This is a genomic window from Microcoleus sp. Pol8_D6, from assembly GCF_036700965.1.
GTDB lineage: Bacteria > Cyanobacteriota > Cyanobacteriia > Cyanobacteriales > Microcoleaceae > Microcoleus.
The window spans coordinates 61,077-81,238 of sequence record NZ_JAUBPW010000028.1; the positions used below are offsets into that span (position 1 = coordinate 61,077).

19 protein-coding genes are annotated in these 20,162 nt (G+C 44.7%); 14 read left to right on the forward strand and 5 right to left on the reverse strand.

The genetic code is table 11. The features are described 5' to 3' along the window. The first annotated feature begins 9 nt into the window (after positions 1–9). Complete coding sequence (locus QUA10_RS13670; RefSeq protein WP_333083104.1) at positions 10–1,332, forward strand: 3-isopropylmalate dehydratase large subunit; 1,323 nt, start codon at positions 10–12, stop codon at positions 1,330–1,332. 213 nt (positions 1,333–1,545) lie between these two features. Here QUA10_RS13670 and QUA10_RS13675 read toward each other — a convergent pair whose 3' ends face one another. Beyond that, the gene (locus QUA10_RS13675) at positions 1,546–1,944 is read right to left on the reverse strand and encodes a transcriptional regulator (RefSeq protein ID WP_333083103.1); all 399 of its coding nucleotides are present in this window, start codon (positions 1,942–1,944) and stop codon (positions 1,546–1,548) included. Next, complete coding sequence (locus tag QUA10_RS13680; protein WP_333083102.1) at positions 1,928–2,227, reverse strand: type II toxin-antitoxin system HigB family toxin; 300 nt, start codon at positions 2,225–2,227, stop codon at positions 1,928–1,930. Before QUA10_RS13680 ends, QUA10_RS13675 begins: the two co-directional genes overlap by 17 nt. A gap of 544 nt (positions 2,228–2,771) precedes the next feature. On the opposite strand from QUA10_RS13680, the gene QUA10_RS13685 reads away from it, so the two are divergent. The 3 genes from QUA10_RS13685 to QUA10_RS13695 all read left to right on the forward strand — a co-directional run bounded on the left by QUA10_RS13685 (position 2,772) and on the right by QUA10_RS13695 (position 5,184). Further along, positions 2,772–3,533 carry a DNA-binding protein gene (locus QUA10_RS13685; RefSeq protein WP_333083101.1) on the forward strand — a complete coding sequence of 254 codons (762 nt, stop codon included), beginning with the start codon at positions 2,772–2,774 and terminating at the stop codon, positions 3,531–3,533. 335 nt (positions 3,534–3,868) lie between these two features. Continuing rightward, a complete protein-coding gene (gene aqpZ / locus QUA10_RS13690; RefSeq protein WP_333083100.1) occupies positions 3,869–4,567 on the forward strand; it encodes an aquaporin Z in 699 nt (232 codons plus the stop codon). Positions 4,568–4,695: 128 nt separating this feature from the next. Beyond that, positions 4,696–5,184: a gluconokinase gene (locus QUA10_RS13695; protein ID WP_333083099.1), complete on the forward strand. Its 489-nt coding sequence runs from the start codon at positions 4,696–4,698 to the stop codon at positions 5,182–5,184. Positions 5,185–5,503: 319 nt separating this feature from the next. Here QUA10_RS13695 and QUA10_RS13700 read toward each other — a convergent pair whose 3' ends face one another. Further along, a complete protein-coding gene (locus tag QUA10_RS13700) occupies positions 5,504–6,481 on the reverse strand; it encodes a carbohydrate kinase (protein ID WP_333083098.1) in 978 nt (325 codons plus the stop codon). A gap of 443 nt (positions 6,482–6,924) precedes the next feature. Here QUA10_RS13700 and QUA10_RS13705 point away from each other — a divergent pair, with 443 nt between their 5' ends. From QUA10_RS13705 to QUA10_RS13735, 7 genes are all read left to right on the forward strand, one after another. Beyond that, on the forward strand, positions 6,925–7,200 hold the full coding sequence (locus QUA10_RS13705; RefSeq protein ID WP_006633901.1) for a photosynthetic electron transport-dependent transcriptional regulator PedR: 276 nt from the start codon (positions 6,925–6,927) through the stop codon (positions 7,198–7,200). Between the two features lie 34 nt (positions 7,201–7,234). Then, positions 7,235–7,516 carry a hypothetical protein gene (locus QUA10_RS13710; RefSeq protein WP_333083165.1) on the forward strand — a complete coding sequence of 94 codons (282 nt, stop codon included), beginning with the start codon at positions 7,235–7,237 and terminating at the stop codon, positions 7,514–7,516. A 179-nt stretch (positions 7,517–7,695) separates the two neighbouring features. Continuing rightward, on the forward strand, positions 7,696–8,970 hold the full coding sequence (gene hisS / locus QUA10_RS13715) for a histidine--tRNA ligase (protein WP_333083097.1): 1,275 nt from the start codon (positions 7,696–7,698) through the stop codon (positions 8,968–8,970). 198 nt (positions 8,971–9,168) lie between these two features. Beyond that, positions 9,169–9,939, forward strand: coding sequence for a Uma2 family endonuclease (locus QUA10_RS13720; RefSeq protein WP_333083096.1), 771 nt, complete (start codon positions 9,169–9,171; stop codon positions 9,937–9,939). A 96-nt stretch (positions 9,940–10,035) separates the two neighbouring features. Beyond that, complete coding sequence (locus QUA10_RS13725) at positions 10,036–11,157, forward strand: DNA cytosine methyltransferase (protein WP_333083095.1); 1,122 nt, start codon at positions 10,036–10,038, stop codon at positions 11,155–11,157. Between the two features lie 211 nt (positions 11,158–11,368). Then, on the forward strand, positions 11,369–12,592 hold the full coding sequence (locus QUA10_RS13730; protein WP_333083094.1) for an AAA family ATPase: 1,224 nt from the start codon (positions 11,369–11,371) through the stop codon (positions 12,590–12,592). A gap of 2 nt (positions 12,593–12,594) precedes the next feature. Further along, complete coding sequence (locus tag QUA10_RS13735) at positions 12,595–13,170, forward strand: hypothetical protein (RefSeq protein ID WP_333083093.1); 576 nt, start codon at positions 12,595–12,597, stop codon at positions 13,168–13,170. Between the two features lie 21 nt (positions 13,171–13,191). Here QUA10_RS13735 and QUA10_RS13740 read toward each other — a convergent pair whose 3' ends face one another. Next, the gene (locus QUA10_RS13740; RefSeq protein ID WP_333083092.1) at positions 13,192–14,406 is read right to left on the reverse strand and encodes a class I SAM-dependent methyltransferase; all 1,215 of its coding nucleotides are present in this window, start codon (positions 14,404–14,406) and stop codon (positions 13,192–13,194) included. A 233-nt stretch (positions 14,407–14,639) separates the two neighbouring features. Further along, positions 14,640–15,824, reverse strand: a complete 1,185-nt coding sequence (locus QUA10_RS13745) for an NAD(P)H-quinone oxidoreductase subunit H (protein ID WP_333083091.1) — start codon at positions 15,822–15,824, stop codon at positions 14,640–14,642. 57 nt (positions 15,825–15,881) lie between these two features. Here QUA10_RS13745 and rsmH point away from each other — a divergent pair, with 57 nt between their 5' ends. From rsmH to QUA10_RS13760, 3 genes are all read left to right on the forward strand, one after another. Continuing rightward, positions 15,882–16,784: a 16S rRNA (cytosine(1402)-N(4))-methyltransferase RsmH gene (rsmH, locus tag QUA10_RS13750; RefSeq protein ID WP_333083090.1), complete on the forward strand. Its 903-nt coding sequence runs from the start codon at positions 15,882–15,884 to the stop codon at positions 16,782–16,784. A gap of 562 nt (positions 16,785–17,346) precedes the next feature. Then, the gene (locus QUA10_RS13755) at positions 17,347–19,020 is read left to right on the forward strand and encodes a SpoIIE family protein phosphatase (protein WP_333083089.1); all 1,674 of its coding nucleotides are present in this window, start codon (positions 17,347–17,349) and stop codon (positions 19,018–19,020) included. A gap of 510 nt (positions 19,021–19,530) precedes the next feature. Then, complete coding sequence (locus tag QUA10_RS13760) at positions 19,531–19,953, forward strand: ATP-binding protein (protein ID WP_006633914.1); 423 nt, start codon at positions 19,531–19,533, stop codon at positions 19,951–19,953. The last annotated feature ends 209 nt before the right edge of the window (positions 19,954–20,162 follow it).

The window sequence follows — 20,162 nt, forward strand, 5'->3', positions numbered from 1 at the left end:
GATCGCACTATGGGAATGACTCTGACCGAAAAAATATTAGCCAAAGCATCAGGGCGCACTAAAGTCGAGCCCGGAGAAAACATCTGGGTAGAAACAGACGTATTGATGACCCACGATGTCTGCGGGCCCGGTACCATCGGCGTTTTCAAACGCGAATTCGGTGAGAATGCTAAAGTCTGGAACCCAGACAAAATCGTCCTCATTCCCGACCACTACATTTTCACCAACGACGAACGCGCTAACCGCAACGTCGATATTCTCCGCGATTTTGCCCAAGAACAAGGGATAAAATACTTTTACGACATCACGGATCGATCGGACTTCAAAGCAAATCCCGACTACAAAGGAGTTTGCCACATCGCGCTAGCACAAGAAGGCCACACCAGACCGGGCGAAGTGCTCTTCGGCACAGATTCCCACACCTGCAATGCCGGCGCTTTCGGACAATTTGCCACCGGTATCGGCAATACAGACGCGGCTTTTATCATGGGAACCGGCAAACTGTTAATCAAAGTTCCCGCAACCATGCGCTTTGTGTTCAACGGTGAACTGCCGGATTATTTGTTAGCAAAAGACCTGATTTTGCAGATTATTGGTGATATTAGCGTGGCCGGTGCTAACTACCGGACAATGGAATTTGCGGGCGATACAGTTGAGCGTTTGACGATGGAAGAACGGATGACGCTGTGCAATATGGTGATTGAAGCTGGTGGCAAAAACGGCACGGTTGCGCCCGACAAAACTACGTTTGATTACGTTACTTCGCGGACTGATAAACCCTTCGATTCATTTTACAGCGATGGGGATGCTAAATTTTATAGCGATCGCACCTACGATGTCACCCAATTAGAACCAGTCGTCGCCAAACCGCACTCTCCCGACAACCGCGACTTAGCCCGCAACTGCCGCGATGTCAAGATCGATCGAGTTTACATCGGTTCCTGCACCGGCGGCAAAACCTCCGACTTCCTGAATGCCGCCCGCATTTTGAAAGGAAATCAAGTCAAAGTTCCGACTTATTTAGTACCAGCAACTCAGAAAGTTTACGAAGACTTGTTTGTCACAAAATACGATGGTCAAACGCTTTCGGAAATCTTCTTAGCTGCCGGTTGCATTGAACCCGCAGCGCCTTCTTGCGCCGCTTGTTTGGGTGGTCCGAAAGATACTTTCGGGCGGATGAATGAACCTGAAATTTGCGTGTCTACAACTAACCGCAATTTCCCCGGCCGCATGGGGAATAAAGAAGCGCAAGTTTATCTAGCTTCGCCTTATACGGCGGCGGCGTCTGCCCTGACTGGGTATGTCACCGATCCGCGCGAATTCCTGTGTTAGATAGTTGCTTTTACCAGTTGTAGGGTGCGTCAGACTTTCACTCTAGAATTAATCGAGGGTTTCGGATATGACGCACCTTATATTATGTTCGATCGATTAGTCTCGATCGGGGCGGGGCGGGTTTATTGTATTGTCGATTCTAGACGATTATTGTCGCCCAAGCCGCCCCTACAAGACATGGAATTAGATTGTAACCGCTCGATTCATCTTAAATTAAATGAACAAGCTAGGTGAGATTTGAAAATAATTGCCGAGTGCCTTAGCTTGTGCTTTGCTAATGGATCGCTTGCCGTTCACAACTTCAGATACTACGCCGCTAGATCCAATGATACCTACCAAGTCTGCTTGGCGGGTGCCACTGGATTCCATGATATGTTGCAAAATCTCATGAGGTTCGGATTTGTCTATCGGATAGTTTTCTGTCTCGTAAACTTCTATCAAAGTGACTAACAACTTGTATAAAATTTTCTCCTCTGGAGTGAGGTTTTTAGCAAATGTTAGCCTTTCTGCAACTGCCAGGAGGCGATCGTATTCTTCTTCAGTTTCGATCGCCTTGGGAGCAATTTCTGCGAGCAAGTTGCTGTAAGTCGTTCGGTCAAAAGTAAGGGTCATTTTTCCATTTTTCTTTGTCGTATTCAGAGTGGCTTAGGAAATATTTGTAGAAAACAGTTTGGTTCTCATAGTTAATCCCAACAATCAGGCGATAGTCGTTGCCTTTGATATTAAAGACGGTAAAGTTTCCTACTGCTTCGGCATCCCGATAAATTTTGCGAACATCTTCCAAATTCTGCCATTCCGCTTTGTTGACAGTTTCTTTCCAAATCTCAATTTGGTTTTTGGCATCCAGGTATTTAGCAGCATCATTACGGAGGTTTCGGAGCGAAATTAGGTGCATTTGTTTTGACTTTTTTGGTGGTTTTGTATTGCATCTCTTTCCCTTCCCTAACGTGGCTTATTCCATCACTTTATACAGGACTTACTCACAGATTTTATCTATACCAATCCTTGCAGGAGTCGTAAACTTTTTACCCCACCCCAACCCTCCCATTGGTAAGGGGAGGGAGTAAGAAATTCACAAATGATTTAGGATTGCTATATAGAGCGATCGCTGTCCACCAGAACTCTACAGGTGATCTCAAAGTTCGGTTATGCAGGGTAATACCAAATCCGGGTTAGGCATCCCCTTTATTGTCATTGCGAGGGAAGCAAAGCAATCGCCGAGACGCAAGCGATTGCTTTGCTTCCCTCGCAATGACGGAATATTTATAACAGGGGTGGTAAACTCGGATTTGATATAAGTCCTGTTTGTATACTTATACTCTCATTTTGAGAGGAAAGTGTCAAGGGTCGATCGGGTAAACATTTTTTAAGCCACGTAGGTGAGTTGTGTTTGTGCAGTACGCACTGTGCACCCTACTTGAATTGACAGGAGATTTACTTTGAAAACACTATTTTTGGCTTGGCAAAGCCCGCGAAGCGATTCTTGGTTTCCGATTGGTCGATTGACATTTAACGGTAAAGAATACCAGTTCAATTATACAAATGGTGTTTTAGAGGCGAAACTTAAGTGCGGGTTTCTGCCTTTGCCATCTTTCCCGGATTTCAATAATGTTTACACTTCACAGAAACTGTTTTCGTTGTTTTCTAATCGAGTGATGGCGCGATCGCGCCCTGACTACAATGAATTTGTACAGTGGTTGAATATCCCTGAACACGAACATGACCCAATTGCTTTATTGGCGCGCAGCGGAGGCAAACGGGCAACTGATAAATTTGAGGTTTTCCCTTGTCCCGAACCAGATGAAAATGGACGTTACTTTATCCATTTTTTTGCAGATGGACTGCGATACCTTTCAAAATCGGCAATTGAACGGATTAATCGGCTTCAAGTGGGCGAACTTTTGTATTTAGCCCACGAATTTCAAAATCCGCGCGCTTCCCGTCTGCTTCTGTGTACTAAAGATCACTGGATTGTCGGCTATTGTCAGCGCTATCTGGTGGATGATATTTTTGAAATTATTTCGCAGCATCCAGAATTGGTTCGCGTAGAAGTTGATCGCCTCAACCAACCTCCAACCCCGCTAAAGTTCCGCTTGCTGTGCAAGATGACTGCCGATTGCCAGCAAGGCTTTCGCCCCTTCCAAGGCCGGATGTACCAGTCGGTTAGCAGTGATGTTTTAGCTGCAAGTGCGATCGGATAATCAGCAAAAATAAGTAAAATTACGATCGCAGAATTAGGGAAGAAGTCAAGTTAATTGTTGTGAATTGAATACATAAAATTGCATAATTTAGACGAATAATTAGCTAAGTCTTGACATTTTTTACATGATAGAGTATGTTTGAGCTAATTTATCGATTTCCAATTCCGCAGTTTCAGTTTAAATTCATAGAATTTATGAAATTTAGACCTACACAATGCTAATGCTTTCCATTAGTATTGTTCTTCTGCGGGAAACCAATTAGAGTTATACTTTTTATAATTAGAATTGGTCTGGGTGCGAAATTGACCGAACATAAACTTCCGATAATTGTGAGTATGAACAAAAAAATAAAGATTGGGGTGGCTGAAGCTTTTGGTACTTTTGTGTTGGTATTAGGTGGATGTGGCAGTGCTGTTTTAGCTGGAGACAAAATCGGCTTTTTGGGAGTATCGATCGCTTTTGGTCTATCCCTTTTAATCATGGTTTATACCATCGGCCCTATCTCTGGATGCCACATTAATCCGGCGGTAAGCATCGGTTTAGTAGTTGCCAAACTGATCGATGCTGTTTTGCTTCCTTATTATATAGGAGGTCAGATTGTAGGGGGAATTTTAGGCGGTCTTGTTTTGTACATGATAGCATCAGGAAAACCCGGTTTTGATGCGGCTGCTTCGGGATTTGCATCTAACGGTTTTGCAGAACATTCTCCCACTGGTTACGGACTTTTGGCAGCAGCTTTGACGGAAATTGTACTGACTGCTTTTCTGTTATTTACAATCATGGGTACTACCCATCCCAATTATCCCGTAGGTTTGGGCGGAATTCCGATCGGCTTGATGCTGGTGTTGATTCACTTAGTCGGAATTCCCGTAACCAATACTTCGGTTAACCCAGCTAGAAGTATCGGTGTGGCACTTTTTCAAGGCGGATGGGCAATCCAACAGTTGTGGGCGTTTATTGTATTCCCAGTGATTGGTGGAATTATCGGCGTTTTGGCTTATAATTTCATTAAACCCACTCTGGAAGAAATTTGAGCGAAAATCAAAAATAAACCGGGTTTATTGAATTTTTTAGGGTGGTAGAATTCATCCGGCAACTTAAGAAACCCGGTTTGTCGATCGCACAACTTGATAAAATTGCAAGTATTCGGTAAATAGGTGCCATGATTACGATCGTGATGGGAGTCTCAGGTTCTGGCAAAACTACTGTTGGCAAGTTGCTGGCGCAATCTCTCAATTGGGATTTCAGCGATGCCGACGATTTTCACCCATCAGCTAATATCGAGAAAATGAGTCTGGGCTTTCCTTTAGAAGATGCGGATCGCCTTCCTTGGCTATTACAATTGCAAGCTACAATAGACAGGTGGCTGTTAGAAAATAAAAATGTGGTTTTGGCTTGTTCTGCTTTAAAAACATCTTACCGCGAAATGCTCTACCGAGACCACAAGCGAATGAAGATAGTTTATCTAAAATGTTCTTTTGAGCTATTAGCCACAAGGTTAAAAAATCGCGAAAATCACTACATGAAAGCAGATTTGCTGTTAAGTCAGTTAGACAGTCTCGAAGAACCTGAAGATGCAATTATCATAGATGCTTCGCAGCCGTTAGAGTTAATCTTGCGCCAAATTAAAAATTATCTGATGTGCGGTTAATTGCCCACAATAAAACCTCTCATACCAAATCTGGCTTAAATACCCCTTGATTTCTTAGTTTTTCTCAGGTAGAAGGAGAGTTTGTATAACAATCCTCGCATCATTTGTGAATTTCTTACTCCCGAGCGGGTTCGGAGAGGGTTGCGCTGGGGTAAAAAATTTACGACTCCTGCAAGGATTGCTATATAGTATGGATTTCAAACAGCCGGATTGAGGTTTTTTAAGGCGGATTTAGTATAAGAGTTATTTTTTCTGATTAACCGAGTTTCTGAACCAAATTTTGCCCCCTCTGCGTTTCCCGACTGATAGGTTTGCCGCCCTAATTTTTGTACAAATACAAGAAAGCTTCTACTTCAGCAGCCGTTGGTTGAGATCTAATTGCCCCCGGTTTCATGGCTGTCATCGCACCTACCGCACTGGCATAAGTTATAATTTTTTTTGCTATTTCGGGATCGGCTAGATTCTTAATGCCATGCTTGCACAACTGGCGTACAAAACCAGCCAGAAATGCGTCGCCGGCACCTGTTGTATCCTCAACATCTACTGCAAAGGCGAGGATTTTTCCTTCATTTTCCGAGATACAATAAGCGCAACCTTTCTCCCCTGCCGTCACCAAAACGCCTTCTACAGAATCGAGGCGGTAGGTAATAGCTCCTGGATCGGTAGTGTCAAACAACCATTCCGCTTCTTCCTCTGATAACTTGACAAAATCAACTTTTTTTAAAATTTTTCTAATGCGCGCTTTTGCTTCGTCTGGATTTGGCCAAAACACTGGACGCCAATTGATGTCAAGTATAATTTTAACGTCATACTGTTCTGCTAGTTCGATCGCTCGGACGATCGCCTCTCGACTTTCTGGATAAGCTAATTCTAAAGTACCTAGCACTAAATATTCGGCATTTTCAAATAGCACTTCGGGTAGTTGTGCAGCAATGAGGCGTGTGTCGGCAAAATCCGCAGTATCAAATTCACCAAAACCGGCAAAATTTCGATCGCCCGCTTCATTCCGCAAGACATAAACTTGTCGCGTCGGCGCACTTGGATGTCGCTGCACTCCAGCGATATCAACCCCTACTTCTTGCAATACCTGCACTAGGGAATTTCCCAATTCATCCCCACCTACAGCACCGATAAATCCCGCCGCCGTCCCCAATTTAACCAAAGCACAGGCAACATTAGCAGGAGCACCGCCGGGATATGCAGTCCAAGATTCTACCTCTTCGAGAGATACTCCTGGTTTGTCTGCTAAACAATCAAATAAAACTTCACCCAGACACAAAACGCGAGGATAAGTCATAGAAATTTGAGATTTGAGATTTGAGATTTTAGACCAGCAGTAGACAGGTCAATAATGATTTTTAACCCATCCCAGAAAAATTGCAAGCTATTTTTTTATGGCTGCTCCTATAATATCAGACTTACTGATATTGGCAGTTACTCCCTAAAGGCTCAAATATAGTGCGGGGGTATCAGTTAGTTGTTTTACGCGCCAACATCTGCAGGTTGGGCCCGGATGTCAGATGGAGGTAGGTAAAGGCAGCATCCGCCACCCGACGCACAAGCAGTGGTGGCTGCCCGTCTTGCCTTGTGCGCGCTGGGTTTGCACTCCTGGCGATTCTGCAAGCGAGTTGGTGCTTAGGGCCCGAAATAGTAGCACAGCAAATTTAATTTTCTCTTCATACTTGATCCCTCATCCTTTAGAATTGTAGATAGGTAAATATGCAGACATAGGAAAAATTTATGAGTGGGATTGTCTCTGGAACCCCTGTCACCCTGTCGGACAGAGAATTGCAAGTGGTAGAGTTAGTAGCAGCGGGATTGACTAATGAGAAAATCGCCGAAAAGTTAGAGATTAGCAAGCGTACAGTTGACAACCACATTAGCAATATCTTGAACAAGACGCGGGCTGACAATCGAGTTACGCTTGTACGCTGGGCGTTGCAGTGGGGAAAGGTATGTTTGGACAATATTAACTGCTGTCCTCTACCGCGGCCGATCGATAAAGAAGTATCTTAAGTAGGGATTTTGGTTGGAGACAGGCAAAGAAATGATGCAAACGGCACAAGAAAAACAACTCCGCTATCAAATTCAAAGCCCTGGATTGCCGCTGGCGGTGTATCGCGAAGTGGCGACCCATTTGCGTCAAGTTGAAGGGGTGCAAACCGGTTTAATTCCGCAGCAGTCGCAGCGGTTTGATTACTACGACAGCCAAGTTGGGGGTTTGTGGATACAGTATCCTGAAGGGTTCGATTTGGCAGGTCGCGAGCGGGTCGATCGCATTTTGGCTTATTATGGCGATCGTTACGGAGCGTGGGAATTATTAAGTCATTAGTTATTGGGCATTGGGCATTGGGCATTGGGCATTGGGCATTGGGCATTAATTACGAGCGCCTACAACGAACAAAAAACTTGCAAATAAAAACCAAAAACCAAAAACCAAAAAATAACCGCTAACTAATGACTAATGACTAATGACTACTGACTACTGACTACTGACTACTGACTAACAAAATGAGTGCAATTAAAACTTTACCGGGAACGCGGGATATTTTGCCCGCTGAAATTCAATATTGGCAAAATATAGAAGAAGTCGCTAGAACAATTTTGAAAAAAGCGGCTTATCGAGAAATTCGGACGCCAATTTTTGAACAGACATCTTTATTTGAACGCGGCATCGGCGAAGCTACCGATGTTGTGGGCAAAGAAATGTACACTTTTAAGGATAAGGGCGATCGATCGACTACTTTGCGTCCAGAAGGCACCGCCGGAGTAGTCCGAGCTTTTATTCAAAACAGTTTGTACGCAGCAGGAGACGTGCAGCGTCTGTGGTATGCGGGGCCGATGTTTCGCTACGAACGCGCGCAAGAAGGAAGACAGCGGCAGTTTAATCAAATTGGCGTGGAAGTCTTGGGGAGTGCGAATCCTCGTGCGGATGTCGAGGTAATTGCGATAGCCTGCGATATCCTGCAAACTCTCGGTTTAAAAAATTTGCGCCTAGATATTAACTCTGTCGGAAATAAGGAAGACCGACAAAATTATCGGCAAGCTTTGATAGATTATTTTACACCGCACAAATCCGAATTAGACGCCGATTCTCAAGACCGCTTAACTCGCAATCCGCTGCGGATTTTGGACAGCAAAAATCAGCGCACTCAAGAAATTGTAGCTGGTGCACCGAGCATTTTAGAATATTTGGGCGACGAGTCGCGATCGCACTTCGAGCAAGTGCAGCAAATGCTCACAAATTTAGGAATTAGCTATCAGTTAAATCCCAGATTAGTGCGCGGTTTAGATTACTATACCTACACCGCATTTGAAATTATCTCCGACGATTTGGGAGCGCAAGCAACAGTTTGCGGAGGCGGCAGGTACGACGGTTTAGTTAAGGAATTGGGCGGCCCAGATACGGCGGCAGTCGGTTGGGCAATGGGTATCGAAAGGTTGATTATTCTGCTGCAAAAGTTGCAACCTTTGCCCGTACCCAAGCAGGATTTTTATTTGGTATCCAGGGGCGAAAAAGCCGAACAGCAATCGGTATTATTAGCTCAAAAATTGCGGAGTGCGGGGTTTAGTGTCGAGATAGATTTGAGCGGCAGTGCTTTCGGGAAACAGTTTAAAAGAGCCGACAGAAGCGGTGCAGTTGCGTGTTTAGTTTTGGGAGATGCGGAAGCTGAAAACGAGACGGTACAATTGAAGTGGTTGGCGAGTGGTGAACAAAGTGCGATCGGGCAATCGGAACTACTAGCAATGACAAGCGAGCTACAGCAGAAAATTAACAACCCTTAAAACTATCGGTTTTAGCCGAGTCTAGGTCGCCCTAAATCCCCCTTAAGAAGGGGGACTTTGAATTCCAATCCTCTCGTTACCAGGCTCTGCCCGGTAACGCATATCCAGAGGCTCTGCCTCGTCATTAAGCCATTAACATTAATCCCAAAAACCAAGAGATATAATTTAAGCATTAAAACATTTAACCTCTGATAAACTATGTCTGTAGCAACTAAAAACCCAGAAACAAAACTCACAATTACCTGGCCGGTACTACCAGAAGATTTTCAACTACCAGACGACCCCGTGGAAGACGAAAGCCAACCATTATTAGCAGCCGCTTTGCGCCAGCCGCTAACAGGATTTCCTGAATTAATGCAGGATGCCTTAATTGTTTCCAACTTTGCCTTGTGTGCCGGCATAAGTTTCCCAGGTTCAACCAGCGACGAACAGCGTATTATCTGCAAAGCGCCAGATTGGATGTACGTGAAACCCGTCAATCCAAAAAATGTCTCTCAAGTACGCCGTAGTTACACGCCACACACAGAAGGAACCATCCCCCAAATCGTGATGGAGTTTCTTTCAGAAACCTATGGAGAAGAATACTCCGTTGAATTTACGTCGCGGGTGGGAAAGTGGTATTTTTACGAGCAAGTAATCAAAGTCCCCAGATACGTCATATTCCGAGCAAAAACAGCTCATTTAGAAGTTTACGCTTTAGAATCAGAGCGTTACAACTTGCAAAAACCTGATGAAAATGGACGTTATTGGATACCCGGATTAAACTTGTTTTTAGGAGTTTGGGAAGGAACGCACGAAGGAAGGACAGGCTGTTGGCTGAGGTGGTGGAATGCAGAAGGCGAGTTGTTGCTGTGGTCGGAAGAACGAGTAGAACAAGAACGCCAGCGGGGCGATCGCGAACGACTCCGCGCTGAAAAATTGGCCGAAAAATTGCGTCAAGCCGGGATGGAGTTAGATGACGAAGAGTGAAATATCAATTGATGAGTCGAGTTCGATCGGGTTTTGGTATGATGACACTCTTGTGGTGCGGGCATCCAGTCCGCCCTTGGCTAACTTTACACTCCTATGTTAATCGAACATCTCCAGCCGATCGCCTGGACAAAAAAACCGCGACTCATATCCTTATTTTCTGGTTGCGGGGGCATGGATTTGCCATTCCACCAAGCCGGATTTGAGGTAGTTTGGGCGATCGACTCCAATAAATACGCCTGCAAAACCTTCAGCAGAAACATCGCTGATGTGATCATCAACGACAGCATAGAAAATATAGACATTGTACAAGTGCCCGAAGCAGAAATATGTATAGGAGGGTTCCCCTGTCAAGATTTCTCCCTAATTTGGAAACGTCCGGGACTTGAAGGAACCAGAGGCAATTTATATACATACTTTCTCGATTTTGTCAATAAAAAAAAGCCCAAAGCTTTTGTAGCAGAAAATGTTAAAGGCTTATTAAGTGCCAATAATTATCAAGCAATAAAACAAATAATTTCTGACTTTGAAAGTATCGCCCCCGGCTACTTAGTTAAACCTAAACTTTACAACTTTGCTGATTACGGAGTTCCGCAATTTCGCCAAAGAGTGTTATTAGTTGGCATTCGGATGGATACAGGATTTAACTTTGTGCATCCTCAGCCAGAATACGGGCCAAATCGCAATAATCCCTATCGAACTGCGGGCGAAGCGCTCAAAAATGTGGAAGCAGTTCTTGACAATAACAAACATCATAAAATTCAATCCCGCACCGTGGAAATTTTAAATCGAATTAAACCGGGAGGCAATTTCTCTGATATTCCCAAGGATAGTCCATACTATGTCAAAGGCATGATCAGTCACGTTTATCGGCGAATTCATCCAGATAAACCATCATCGACAATCATTGCTGGTGGAGGTGGCGGAACTTGGGGTTATCATTATTTAGAACCGCGTTCTTTGACCAATCGTGAAAGAGCAAGATTGCAAACATTCCCCGATGATTTTGTTTTTGAAGGTTCTACAACTGAAGTACGGCGGCAGATTGGCAATGCAGTACCACCGCAGGGAATCGCTGCTGTTGTTGAGGCTTTGATTCCCCTATTTAAGGGGGATTATCCGAAAGTAGATTTATATGAAATGAGTAAAAAGTTGCAGGGTATGTCAATTCAACAACGATTAAAATGGGCTGAATTAGAACTGCCTGAAAATATTTAAAAATTAACCCGTAGTTTATAGTATAATAGATAAAAGGTTTTTTTTTATTGACAGGACTTACGCATACAGACCAAAGAAACCGGGTTTTTTATTAATTTAAAGGCTCAGATGCAGTATTTGGTGAAAAACCCGGTTTCTGCGTTTAGGACTAATTAATTTACTATTTATGAATTTTTAGCTAATGATGTAACTGATTAAGTGGATGGTCAAAATGCTGAAAGAACTTTACCTCAAACAGGTCGGAACTGCCCCACAGTTCGATATAAAATTTGCCGATCGCATTAATTTATTTACTGGCGATAATGGTTTGGGAAAGACTTTTTTGCTCGATGTTGCGTGGTGGGTACTAACTGGAAAATGGGCGGATAGTCCGGCTTGGCCACAACAGGGAGAGGGTAACTTGCCGGAAATCACATCTCTTTTGAGCAACCAAAAAGACTCTGAGGAATATAGAAGTCTATTTAGTTTTTCCGATCAAAAATGGTTAGATATTAGAAATTATTCTAGTTTCAGAGGGTTGATTATTTACGTCCGTGTTGATGGATTTTCTGTCTTAGATCCAGCTCGTAATCGGTTAGCAGCTTATCACTTCAATTATGATAGTCTTTGGAATGGATTGATTAATTCAGAAGGAAAATTTATCTGTAATGGTCTAATTCACGATTGGGTGAATTGGCAACGTCAACCCGATCGCTCTAAATTCCAACTATTATCTCGCGTCATTCAACAACTTTCTCCCCATGCTGATGAATGGATGGAACCGGGAGAACCAATCAGGGTTTCTGTCGAGGATGTGCGTGAGATTCCTACCTTAAATTTTCCCTATGGCAATGTTCCGATTATCTACGCATCAGCGGGCATTAAGCGAATTTTAGGATTAGCTTATTTGTTAGTCTGGACTTGGTACGAACACACAATGGCTTCTAAGTTGCGGCAACAAGAACCTCTGGATCAGATAATTCTTTTAATTGATGAAGTTGAAGCTCATTTACATCCGCAGTGGCAACGATCAATCTTACCAGCCATCTTAGAAGTAGCGACTAACCTCGAAAATAAAATGAACCTTCAGCTAATAGCTACGACTCATTCTCCGCTGCTACTTGCCTCAATTGAGCCTGAATTTGATGAGGAGCAAGATAAGTTATTTTTGTTTGAGTTACAAGGTAAAGATGTAACTCTTAATGAAGTTCCTTGGACAAAACATGGCGATGCTGTTGGCTGGCTAACTTCAGATATTTTTGGGTTAAAACAGGCTCGTTCCCGCGAAGCAGAAATAGCGATTGAGGCTGCGTATACCTTCATGCGAGGAGAAAGCATGGAAACTTTTCCTGAATACCTCAGAACTAAAGAGCAAATTCATCAGGAACTCCTGCGAGTTTTACCAGAACACGATCGCTTCTGGCCACGATGGATTGTGAGCACCGAGGTAGAGTAAAGATGATGCGATTTATTCCGCCACCGGAACCAGCAGATTTTGAGGAACAAGTGCGAAAAGCAGGCAATAATTGGTTAGTTAAAAATCCTCGTAAAGAACCAAAAGATTTTTGGTCTGCCTTCAAACCTCAATTAGCTAAAGAGTTCCAAAATCTTTGTGGCTATTCAGTTATGTACATACCGAGTCGGATGGGTACTATAGATCATTATTTGAGTAAAAGTAAAGCAGAAAATCGGCATTTGATTTATGACTGGCAAAACTATCGCTATGCTTTGCAACGGGTAAATAGCTGCAAAGGAACTTACGATAGACAAATTCTCGATCCGTTTGAAGTAGAAGATAATTGGTTTGAGATTATCCTACCTTCTTGTCAGTTGGTTTTGACTGATGCGATTCCTTCCCACGAGCGCGATCGAGCCGAATTTACCCTCAAAAAGTTACAGCTTCAGAATAGTGAATGGGTGATAGAACAACGCCAGGAGTGGTATCGGATGTATCTAGAGAACGAACTTAATTTAGAAGGGTTAGAAAAGAAAGCGCCTTTAATCGCTCGTGCGGTTAGAAAACAGCTTAATTAGTTAATCATCAATTTGGAATTATTAATCAGGCACCATCAAACCCTTCAATATTCTCCCCTTTTCCTCCTTCCTCAACCCCTTACACTGCACCAAAACCCCAAAACCCCCCAAACCCATCGGATCGATCAATTGATGCAAAGCCTCCCGGCGCCGCAAAAACGTTGCCACATCCCATACTTCCGCATCATTTGTAGACAGAGAAGCAAGACGATCGCCCAAACCCAACGCCATCAAAAACAAAGCCTGCTGAGTCAACCCTACTACCTCCAAGTCGCACAATTCACCCTGCCTTTCCAGCGCCGTAAAATTAACATGAGCCGTTAAATCCTGCCGCCCCACATTAATATAAGGATTATTGTGATATCGGTGCAGATAATAACACTGTAGTGTCCCCTCCCTGCGCCTTGGATTGTAATAGCGGTGCGCCGGATAACCGTAATCAATAGTTAACAAATATCCCCGCTGCAACTTTTGAGCAACTGTACTCATCCAGTCCAAAGCCGCCAAATTCACCTCACTGCGATAACCATCCCCATAAACACTCGCCGACAAATTGATGCCCACCAAATCCAAATATTCGCCAATTTTAGGGGTGGAAACTTCGCCAACTACCTCAAAAAATTTTATTTCTTCTTGCTCATTTTTTGGTGTTTCGGCGGCAACGTAAATCTCCCTAACTTGCCCTTGTTCCAAAATAAATTGATGCACGGGTAAAGCATCTACTAACTCATTAGAAAAGAAACAACCCACAATTGAGTTATTAATTATCTCATCCCACTTACACCACTTAACACACTTGATATCGGCTAACATTTCCTGCTGTTCCGCTTGGAGTACAGGGGAAACTTCAATAATGATATATTCTAAAATCTGAAATAAATCGGGATATTGCAGTTGCAGATATTGCAGCACATTTTCGGCAAAATTTCCCCGCCCAGGGCCCATTTCTACGATCGCGAAGTTTTGAGGGCGATCGAGCAATTCCCACATTTCCACAAACTGCTCCGCCAAAACCTCCGCAAAATCAGCACCCCAATGAGACGACGTGATAAAATCGCCTTGTTTGCCGATCGACTGTCGATCGCTATTATAATAACCGTGCTGGGGATGATATAATGCCAAATCCATATATTCAGCAAAAGTAATACGCTGCTGGGGACTGGCGGCAATTCTTTCGCAGATTAAAGCACAGAGCTCCGGGTTGCTGTCATTGATATCTGGTTGCTGAACTTTCATAATTTATCGAATCAAAGTTGATGTTATTTCATTTGTGAAGGAGAGATTTTTTTATTAACCGCAGAGGGCGCAGAGGGTACAGAGGAAGAGAGAAGAGAGAAATCAGGTATATTTTAGCTACCTTAACAGCAAAATTAATCGATATCTATCCGCGTTTATCTGGGGTTTAAAAAAAAATCAACCCGGTTCCATAAAAAAACCGGGTTAAGTTATCAGATAAAAACCAACAAAACCTACCTGTCAACCGAGCCCATAATAATGTCGATACTCCCCAAAATTGCCACCAAATCAGCAATCTTCACGCCGCGCACAATGTGAGGCAAAATCTGCAAATTATTAAAATCCGCAGCCCGAATCTTCCAGCGCCAAGGAAACACACTATCATCCCCGATAATATAAATCCCCAACTCACCCTTGCCGCTTTCAACGCGGACATAATGTTCGCCCTTGGGAATCTTAAAAGTCGGGGCAACTTTTTTGCCAATAAACTGATAGTCAAAACCATTCCACTCGGATTTTGGCCCGCTTTCTAAGCGCTTCGCTTCCAAATTCTCGTAAGGGCCGCCGGGGAGTCCTTTCAAAGCTTGATAGATAATCTTAACAGACTCGCGCATCTCCCGAATCCGTACTAAATACCGGGCTAAACAATCGCCAGCAGCTTCGGTACAAACTTCCCAGTCGAAGTCGTCATAACATTCGTAATGGTCAACTTTCCGCAAATCCCAATTTACGCCGGAACCGCGCAACATAGGGCCGGATAGTCCCCAGTTAATCGCTTCGTTGCGAGAAATAGTACCCAGGCCTTCAATCCGGCGGCGGAAGATTGGATTGTTGGTAATTAAACGTTCGTACTCGTCAATTTTGGGAAGGAAATAATCGCAGAAATCTTGGCATTTATCTACCCAACCGTAGGGCAAATCTGCGGCGACTCCGCCAATGCGGAAATAGTTATTATTCACCATGCGATAACCTGTGGCTGCTTCCCACAAGTCGAGAATTGGTTCGCGATCGCGCATAGTATAGAAAAAAGGAGTTTGCGCGCCCACGTCCGCCAAAAACGGCCCTACCCACATCAAGTGGTTAGCAATCCGGTTCAACTCCAGCATAATTACCCGAATATAACTAGCCCGTCTGGGGACAGCAATATTTGCCAACTTTTCCGGTGCATTCACTGTCACCGCTTCGTTAAACATCCCCGCAGCGTAGTCCCAGCGGCTCACGTAGGGCACGTACATCACGTTGGTGCGGTTTTCGGCAATTTTTTCCATCCCCCGGTGCAGATAGCCCAAAACTGGCTCGCAGTCCACCACATCTTCACCGTCTAGGGTGACAATTAACCGGAGTACCCCGTGCATGGATGGGTGGTGCGGTCCCATGTTGAGCACCATCGGTTCGGTTCTAGTCTCAATTCTTGACATAATTAAATGAATTAATGATTACTAGCTATTGTTGATTTTTGTTTGGCTTTTATGATTATGAAGGATATCGAGCTCTCTGAGAAGGAGACCCTTGGATCGGATGTCAGTATTGACACCTATCACGTTCCAGTTTTGGGTCAAGAATTAATTGCGGGTTTGGCTGTGCGTCCAGGCGGACACTATTTGGACGCGACGCTTGGGGGCGGCGGACACACGAGTTTGATTTTAGCGGCGGCGGCTGATGTTACAGTGGTGGCGATCGACCGCGATGAACAAGCCATCCGTTTTTGCCAAGCCCGATTTGCCAACTCGCCCGTTGAGTTTTGGCACGGCAACTTTGCTGAATATCAGTCCCCAGAGGCCGAATTTGATGGTATCATAGCAGACTTGGGTGTCAGCTCTGCTCAGTTCGATACACCGGAACGAGGATTTAGTTTTCGCCACCCAGCTCAACTAGATATGCGTATGAACCAGCAGCAATCTTTGACGGCAGAAGAGATTATCAACCACTGGGAAGAAGTTAAACTAGCAGATATTATTTACAAGTACGGCGAGGAGCGACTGTCGCGGCGCATCGCAAGGCGGATTGTGCAAGGGCGTCCTTTTCAAACTACAACAGAACTTGCAGGGGCGATCGCCTCCAGCTTCCCCCCCAAGCAGCGCAACGGCAGAATCCATCCGGCCACCCGTACTTTCCAAGCTTTAAGGATAGCTGTCAACTCCGAACTCGCTTCTTTAGAAACTTTCCTCAACCAAGCCCCAAGGTGGTTAAAACCCGGTGGGAGAATCGGAATCATTACATTTCACAGTCTCGAAGACCGACCAGTCAAGCACCAACTCAGAGGAACACCCAATTTGCAGGTACTGACAAAAAAACCGATCGTCCCACAATCCGAAGAAGTCGCTAGAAATCCCCGCTCTCGTTCTGCTAAGCTCAGACTGGCAGAAAGAATAACTTGATTCGGCAGTAGTAATATGCTTGCTGCAAAAAGTTCAGAGATTAAGGAGACTTGCATGCAGCAATCAAGTACGATTCGGCAAAGATGTAGGCAATAGCGCCAACAACCAACCACTAACCCTCCGGGTACAGTGGGGCTTGAAATACAGCCGGTGTTGACTAGACTTAGGTAGCAATACCTGCCTTAGTAGTAAGTGTTAAAATTCACACCGAGGACAGTGCCCAGCTAGTTAAGAACTCTGCAATCAGAGCATTAATTAGCCGTTTTGAATGCTGGTGTGTTTAGAAAAGTACCAACTGCTAACAAGATCATTGCTCGTATCACAGCGTGAAAGCTGACTCGGGAATTTTCCCTATTGAAGCGGCCTACCGAGGCGGGTTACAGTATCGAAAGCCTCTCATCTGTGCGAACAGATGGTGCGAAAGGAATGCTCACCTTGAGGTAAAACGGGTTTCTTTAACTCAACTTGACGTAACTGATATGTTGCATATATCCAGCCCCCCTTTTCCTCCCGCCACCTTGCTGATTACAGCTATGGTGGGGGTTTTCAAGGGGGAAGAAAGATGAGTCGGGGAGATGGAAGCAAGCTGAAACTGATGGTAGTCGATGACGAACCCGACAACTTGGATTTATTGTACCGGACGTTTCGACGCGACTTTCAGGTTTACAAAGCAGATAGCGCCCTCAGCGCCCTGGAAGTTCTAGACGAACAGGGTGAGATGGCGGTGATTATATCTGACCAGCGGATGCCAGAAATGAATGGCACCGAGTTTTTGGGGAAAACAGTCGAGCGATTTCCCGATACGATTCGGATTCTGCTAACGGGATACACCGATGTTGAAGATTTGGTTGAGGCCATAAACTCAGGTCAAGTTTTCAAATACATCACCAAACCGTGGAATCCAGAAGAACTCAAATTGGTGATCAATCAAGCCTCAGATACTTACAAATACTACAAGCAGCGCAGCGTTGCATTGCGCCGCGCTTTACGCAAGGAATCTCTGTTCAATGAGGTAATGAGCGTGATTCGCGGGTCGCTTGATTACTCTAGTATGGTACAAACTATTGTTCAAACCGTAGGTCAAACTTTTGAGGCCAACTATTGTATGCTGCGGCCGGTAGAAGCCGATCGACTATTGCCAAGTACCTTCCCCTACCAATCCCAAACCTCTGAAGCCAGTAGCTTTTCTTTTGATGAAAATTTGCTGGTTCAAGCCGTAGCCAGCCGCCAAACTCAAGTGAACCCAAACAGTGGGGGGGATGGTAACTCGGTTGAGATTGCCGTGCCCCTGACTTACCAGCAAGAATTGCTGGCGGTACTGGCTTTGTGCCAGATTGGCGGCGCTAACCCTTGGTCGGCAGAAGATATAGAGTTAATAGAAGGTGTAGCAGCTCAAGCTGCTCTCGCCCTGTCTCAAGCTAAGCTCTACCAGCGGACTCTGGATTTAGCCAAGCAGATGCAAAACGAGTTGGAAGTGGCTCGCCAAATCCAAACAAACTTGTTGCGCCAAAGTTGGCCGGATTTTGAAACAGTCAGGGTGCAAGCTTGCTGTTATCCTGCGCGGGAAGTTGGCGGCGACTTTTTTGAAGTCTACGTCCACTCTCAGGGGGATATTTGGATAGCGGTGGGAGATGTTTCGGGTAAAGGAGTTCCGGCTGCTCTATTTATGGCCAGCGCGATTTCGGTGATGCGGCGGGAACTTTCCCAAGAAGTTTCTCCAGAGCCCGATCAAGTTATGCAGAACATGAATAGCACTATGTCTGACGACCTGATCGGCAACAACCATTTTATTACAATGGTTGTTGCTCGTTACACTCCGTCAACCGGACACCTCGCCTTTGCTAATGCCGGTCACATTTACCCGATTGTGTGGTCTCACTCGGAGGTGAAAGCTCAAGCCGCTAGCGGTAAAACGCCTGTCGAGCCGAATTTCCTGAAAGCTCGTGGCATTCCCTTGGGGATACTACCAGTTTGGAGAGGCAAAGCAGGTACGATCGAACTAAAGTCAGGAGATGTATTTCTGCTGACGAGTGACGGAATTACTGAAGCTAGCGTGACAAGTCAAGCGGTAGCAGGGGGTGTACCAACCCGTTCTATGCTACAACAAGAAGGGCTTTGGCAACTCTTGATTCAGGAACCTGGTTCTTTCAACTTGGACAATTTGTTGGCTCACATCCGAGCCGATAATCCCGTTCAGGAAGACGACCAAACCATACTCTCTCTGGAGGTTCTTTGAATCTGTCAGCGACTCCCGACGCATAGTCGGGGGTGAGAGCCGAAAAAACTTAAGCCCTGCTTGTTGACGGCCCATAGAGTAGTCCTGCAAAAGACGGCGTTATCGTCAACAGTCAAAAACCACAGTAAAAAACCTAGCCAGCGATGGCGCTGCTAGTTTCCTGAATCGCTTTCCTGGGGGATTAAATACCTGTCAAGGGTTAAGGTAGAAGGCATTCGTCAGAAAAAACCAACGCTTAAAAGCCAAGGATTGAAACACAGATTTTTTATACCTCGCTGCTTGCAGTCTCGGTATAATTATCAATTGTTAATGGGTTTTAAGCCCATAACAAAAATTTTCAACTATACTCTTAACTTCTGCCTTCTACCGACTGACGAATGCCTGATTTTTAAACAGAAAAGGCTAGTATCCCCCGAGTAGCGACAAGTATTGAGGCCGAATCCATTCGGCGCGTCGTGTTTCATACCTGGTGTGAAGACACAGGGGTTTTCAAACTTACGGGATTTTTTTATGAATACTGAGCTTCATGTGCCAAGCGACTTGCGGTTTTTAACAATTGTTGAAAACTGGTTGCTGAGCAGTTTGGAAGTAGAGCTAGGAGAGCACGTCGATTGGCCACGTCAGTCGAATCGTTTGCGCTTGGTGTTAGCAGAAGCCTATTCTAACGTGATCCGCCATGCTCACAAAGATCAACCCAATTTGCCCGTGTTAATTCGCTTGAATTTAAAAAATAGGGATATTGGTTTAGAAATTTGGGATTACGGTAAAGGTTACGAAATGGATACTTACAATCCCCCGAGGCCGGAAGCTAAACAGGAAAGCGGCTACGGCTGGCTGATTATGAGTAGACTTATGGATCGGGTGGACTACACTTTGCAAATAGACGGTCGCAACTGTCTAAAGTTGGAAGCGAGTTTGCCGGAAAAATCTTAATTAGTCGTTAGTCATTAGTCATTAGTCATTAATGATTGGCAATGCACTTTTAGACTCGCTTTGGCTGTCTGTCGCACGCGCTGCGGTGACAGCCAATTTTCCGTGCAGTAGCGTCAGCCCAAGGCGAGACTGTAATACCACTTCTCCAAAAATATGCTACAATAGCACTTCTAGCAAAAGGACGATTGTATGAAAGTAAATTACCAAGA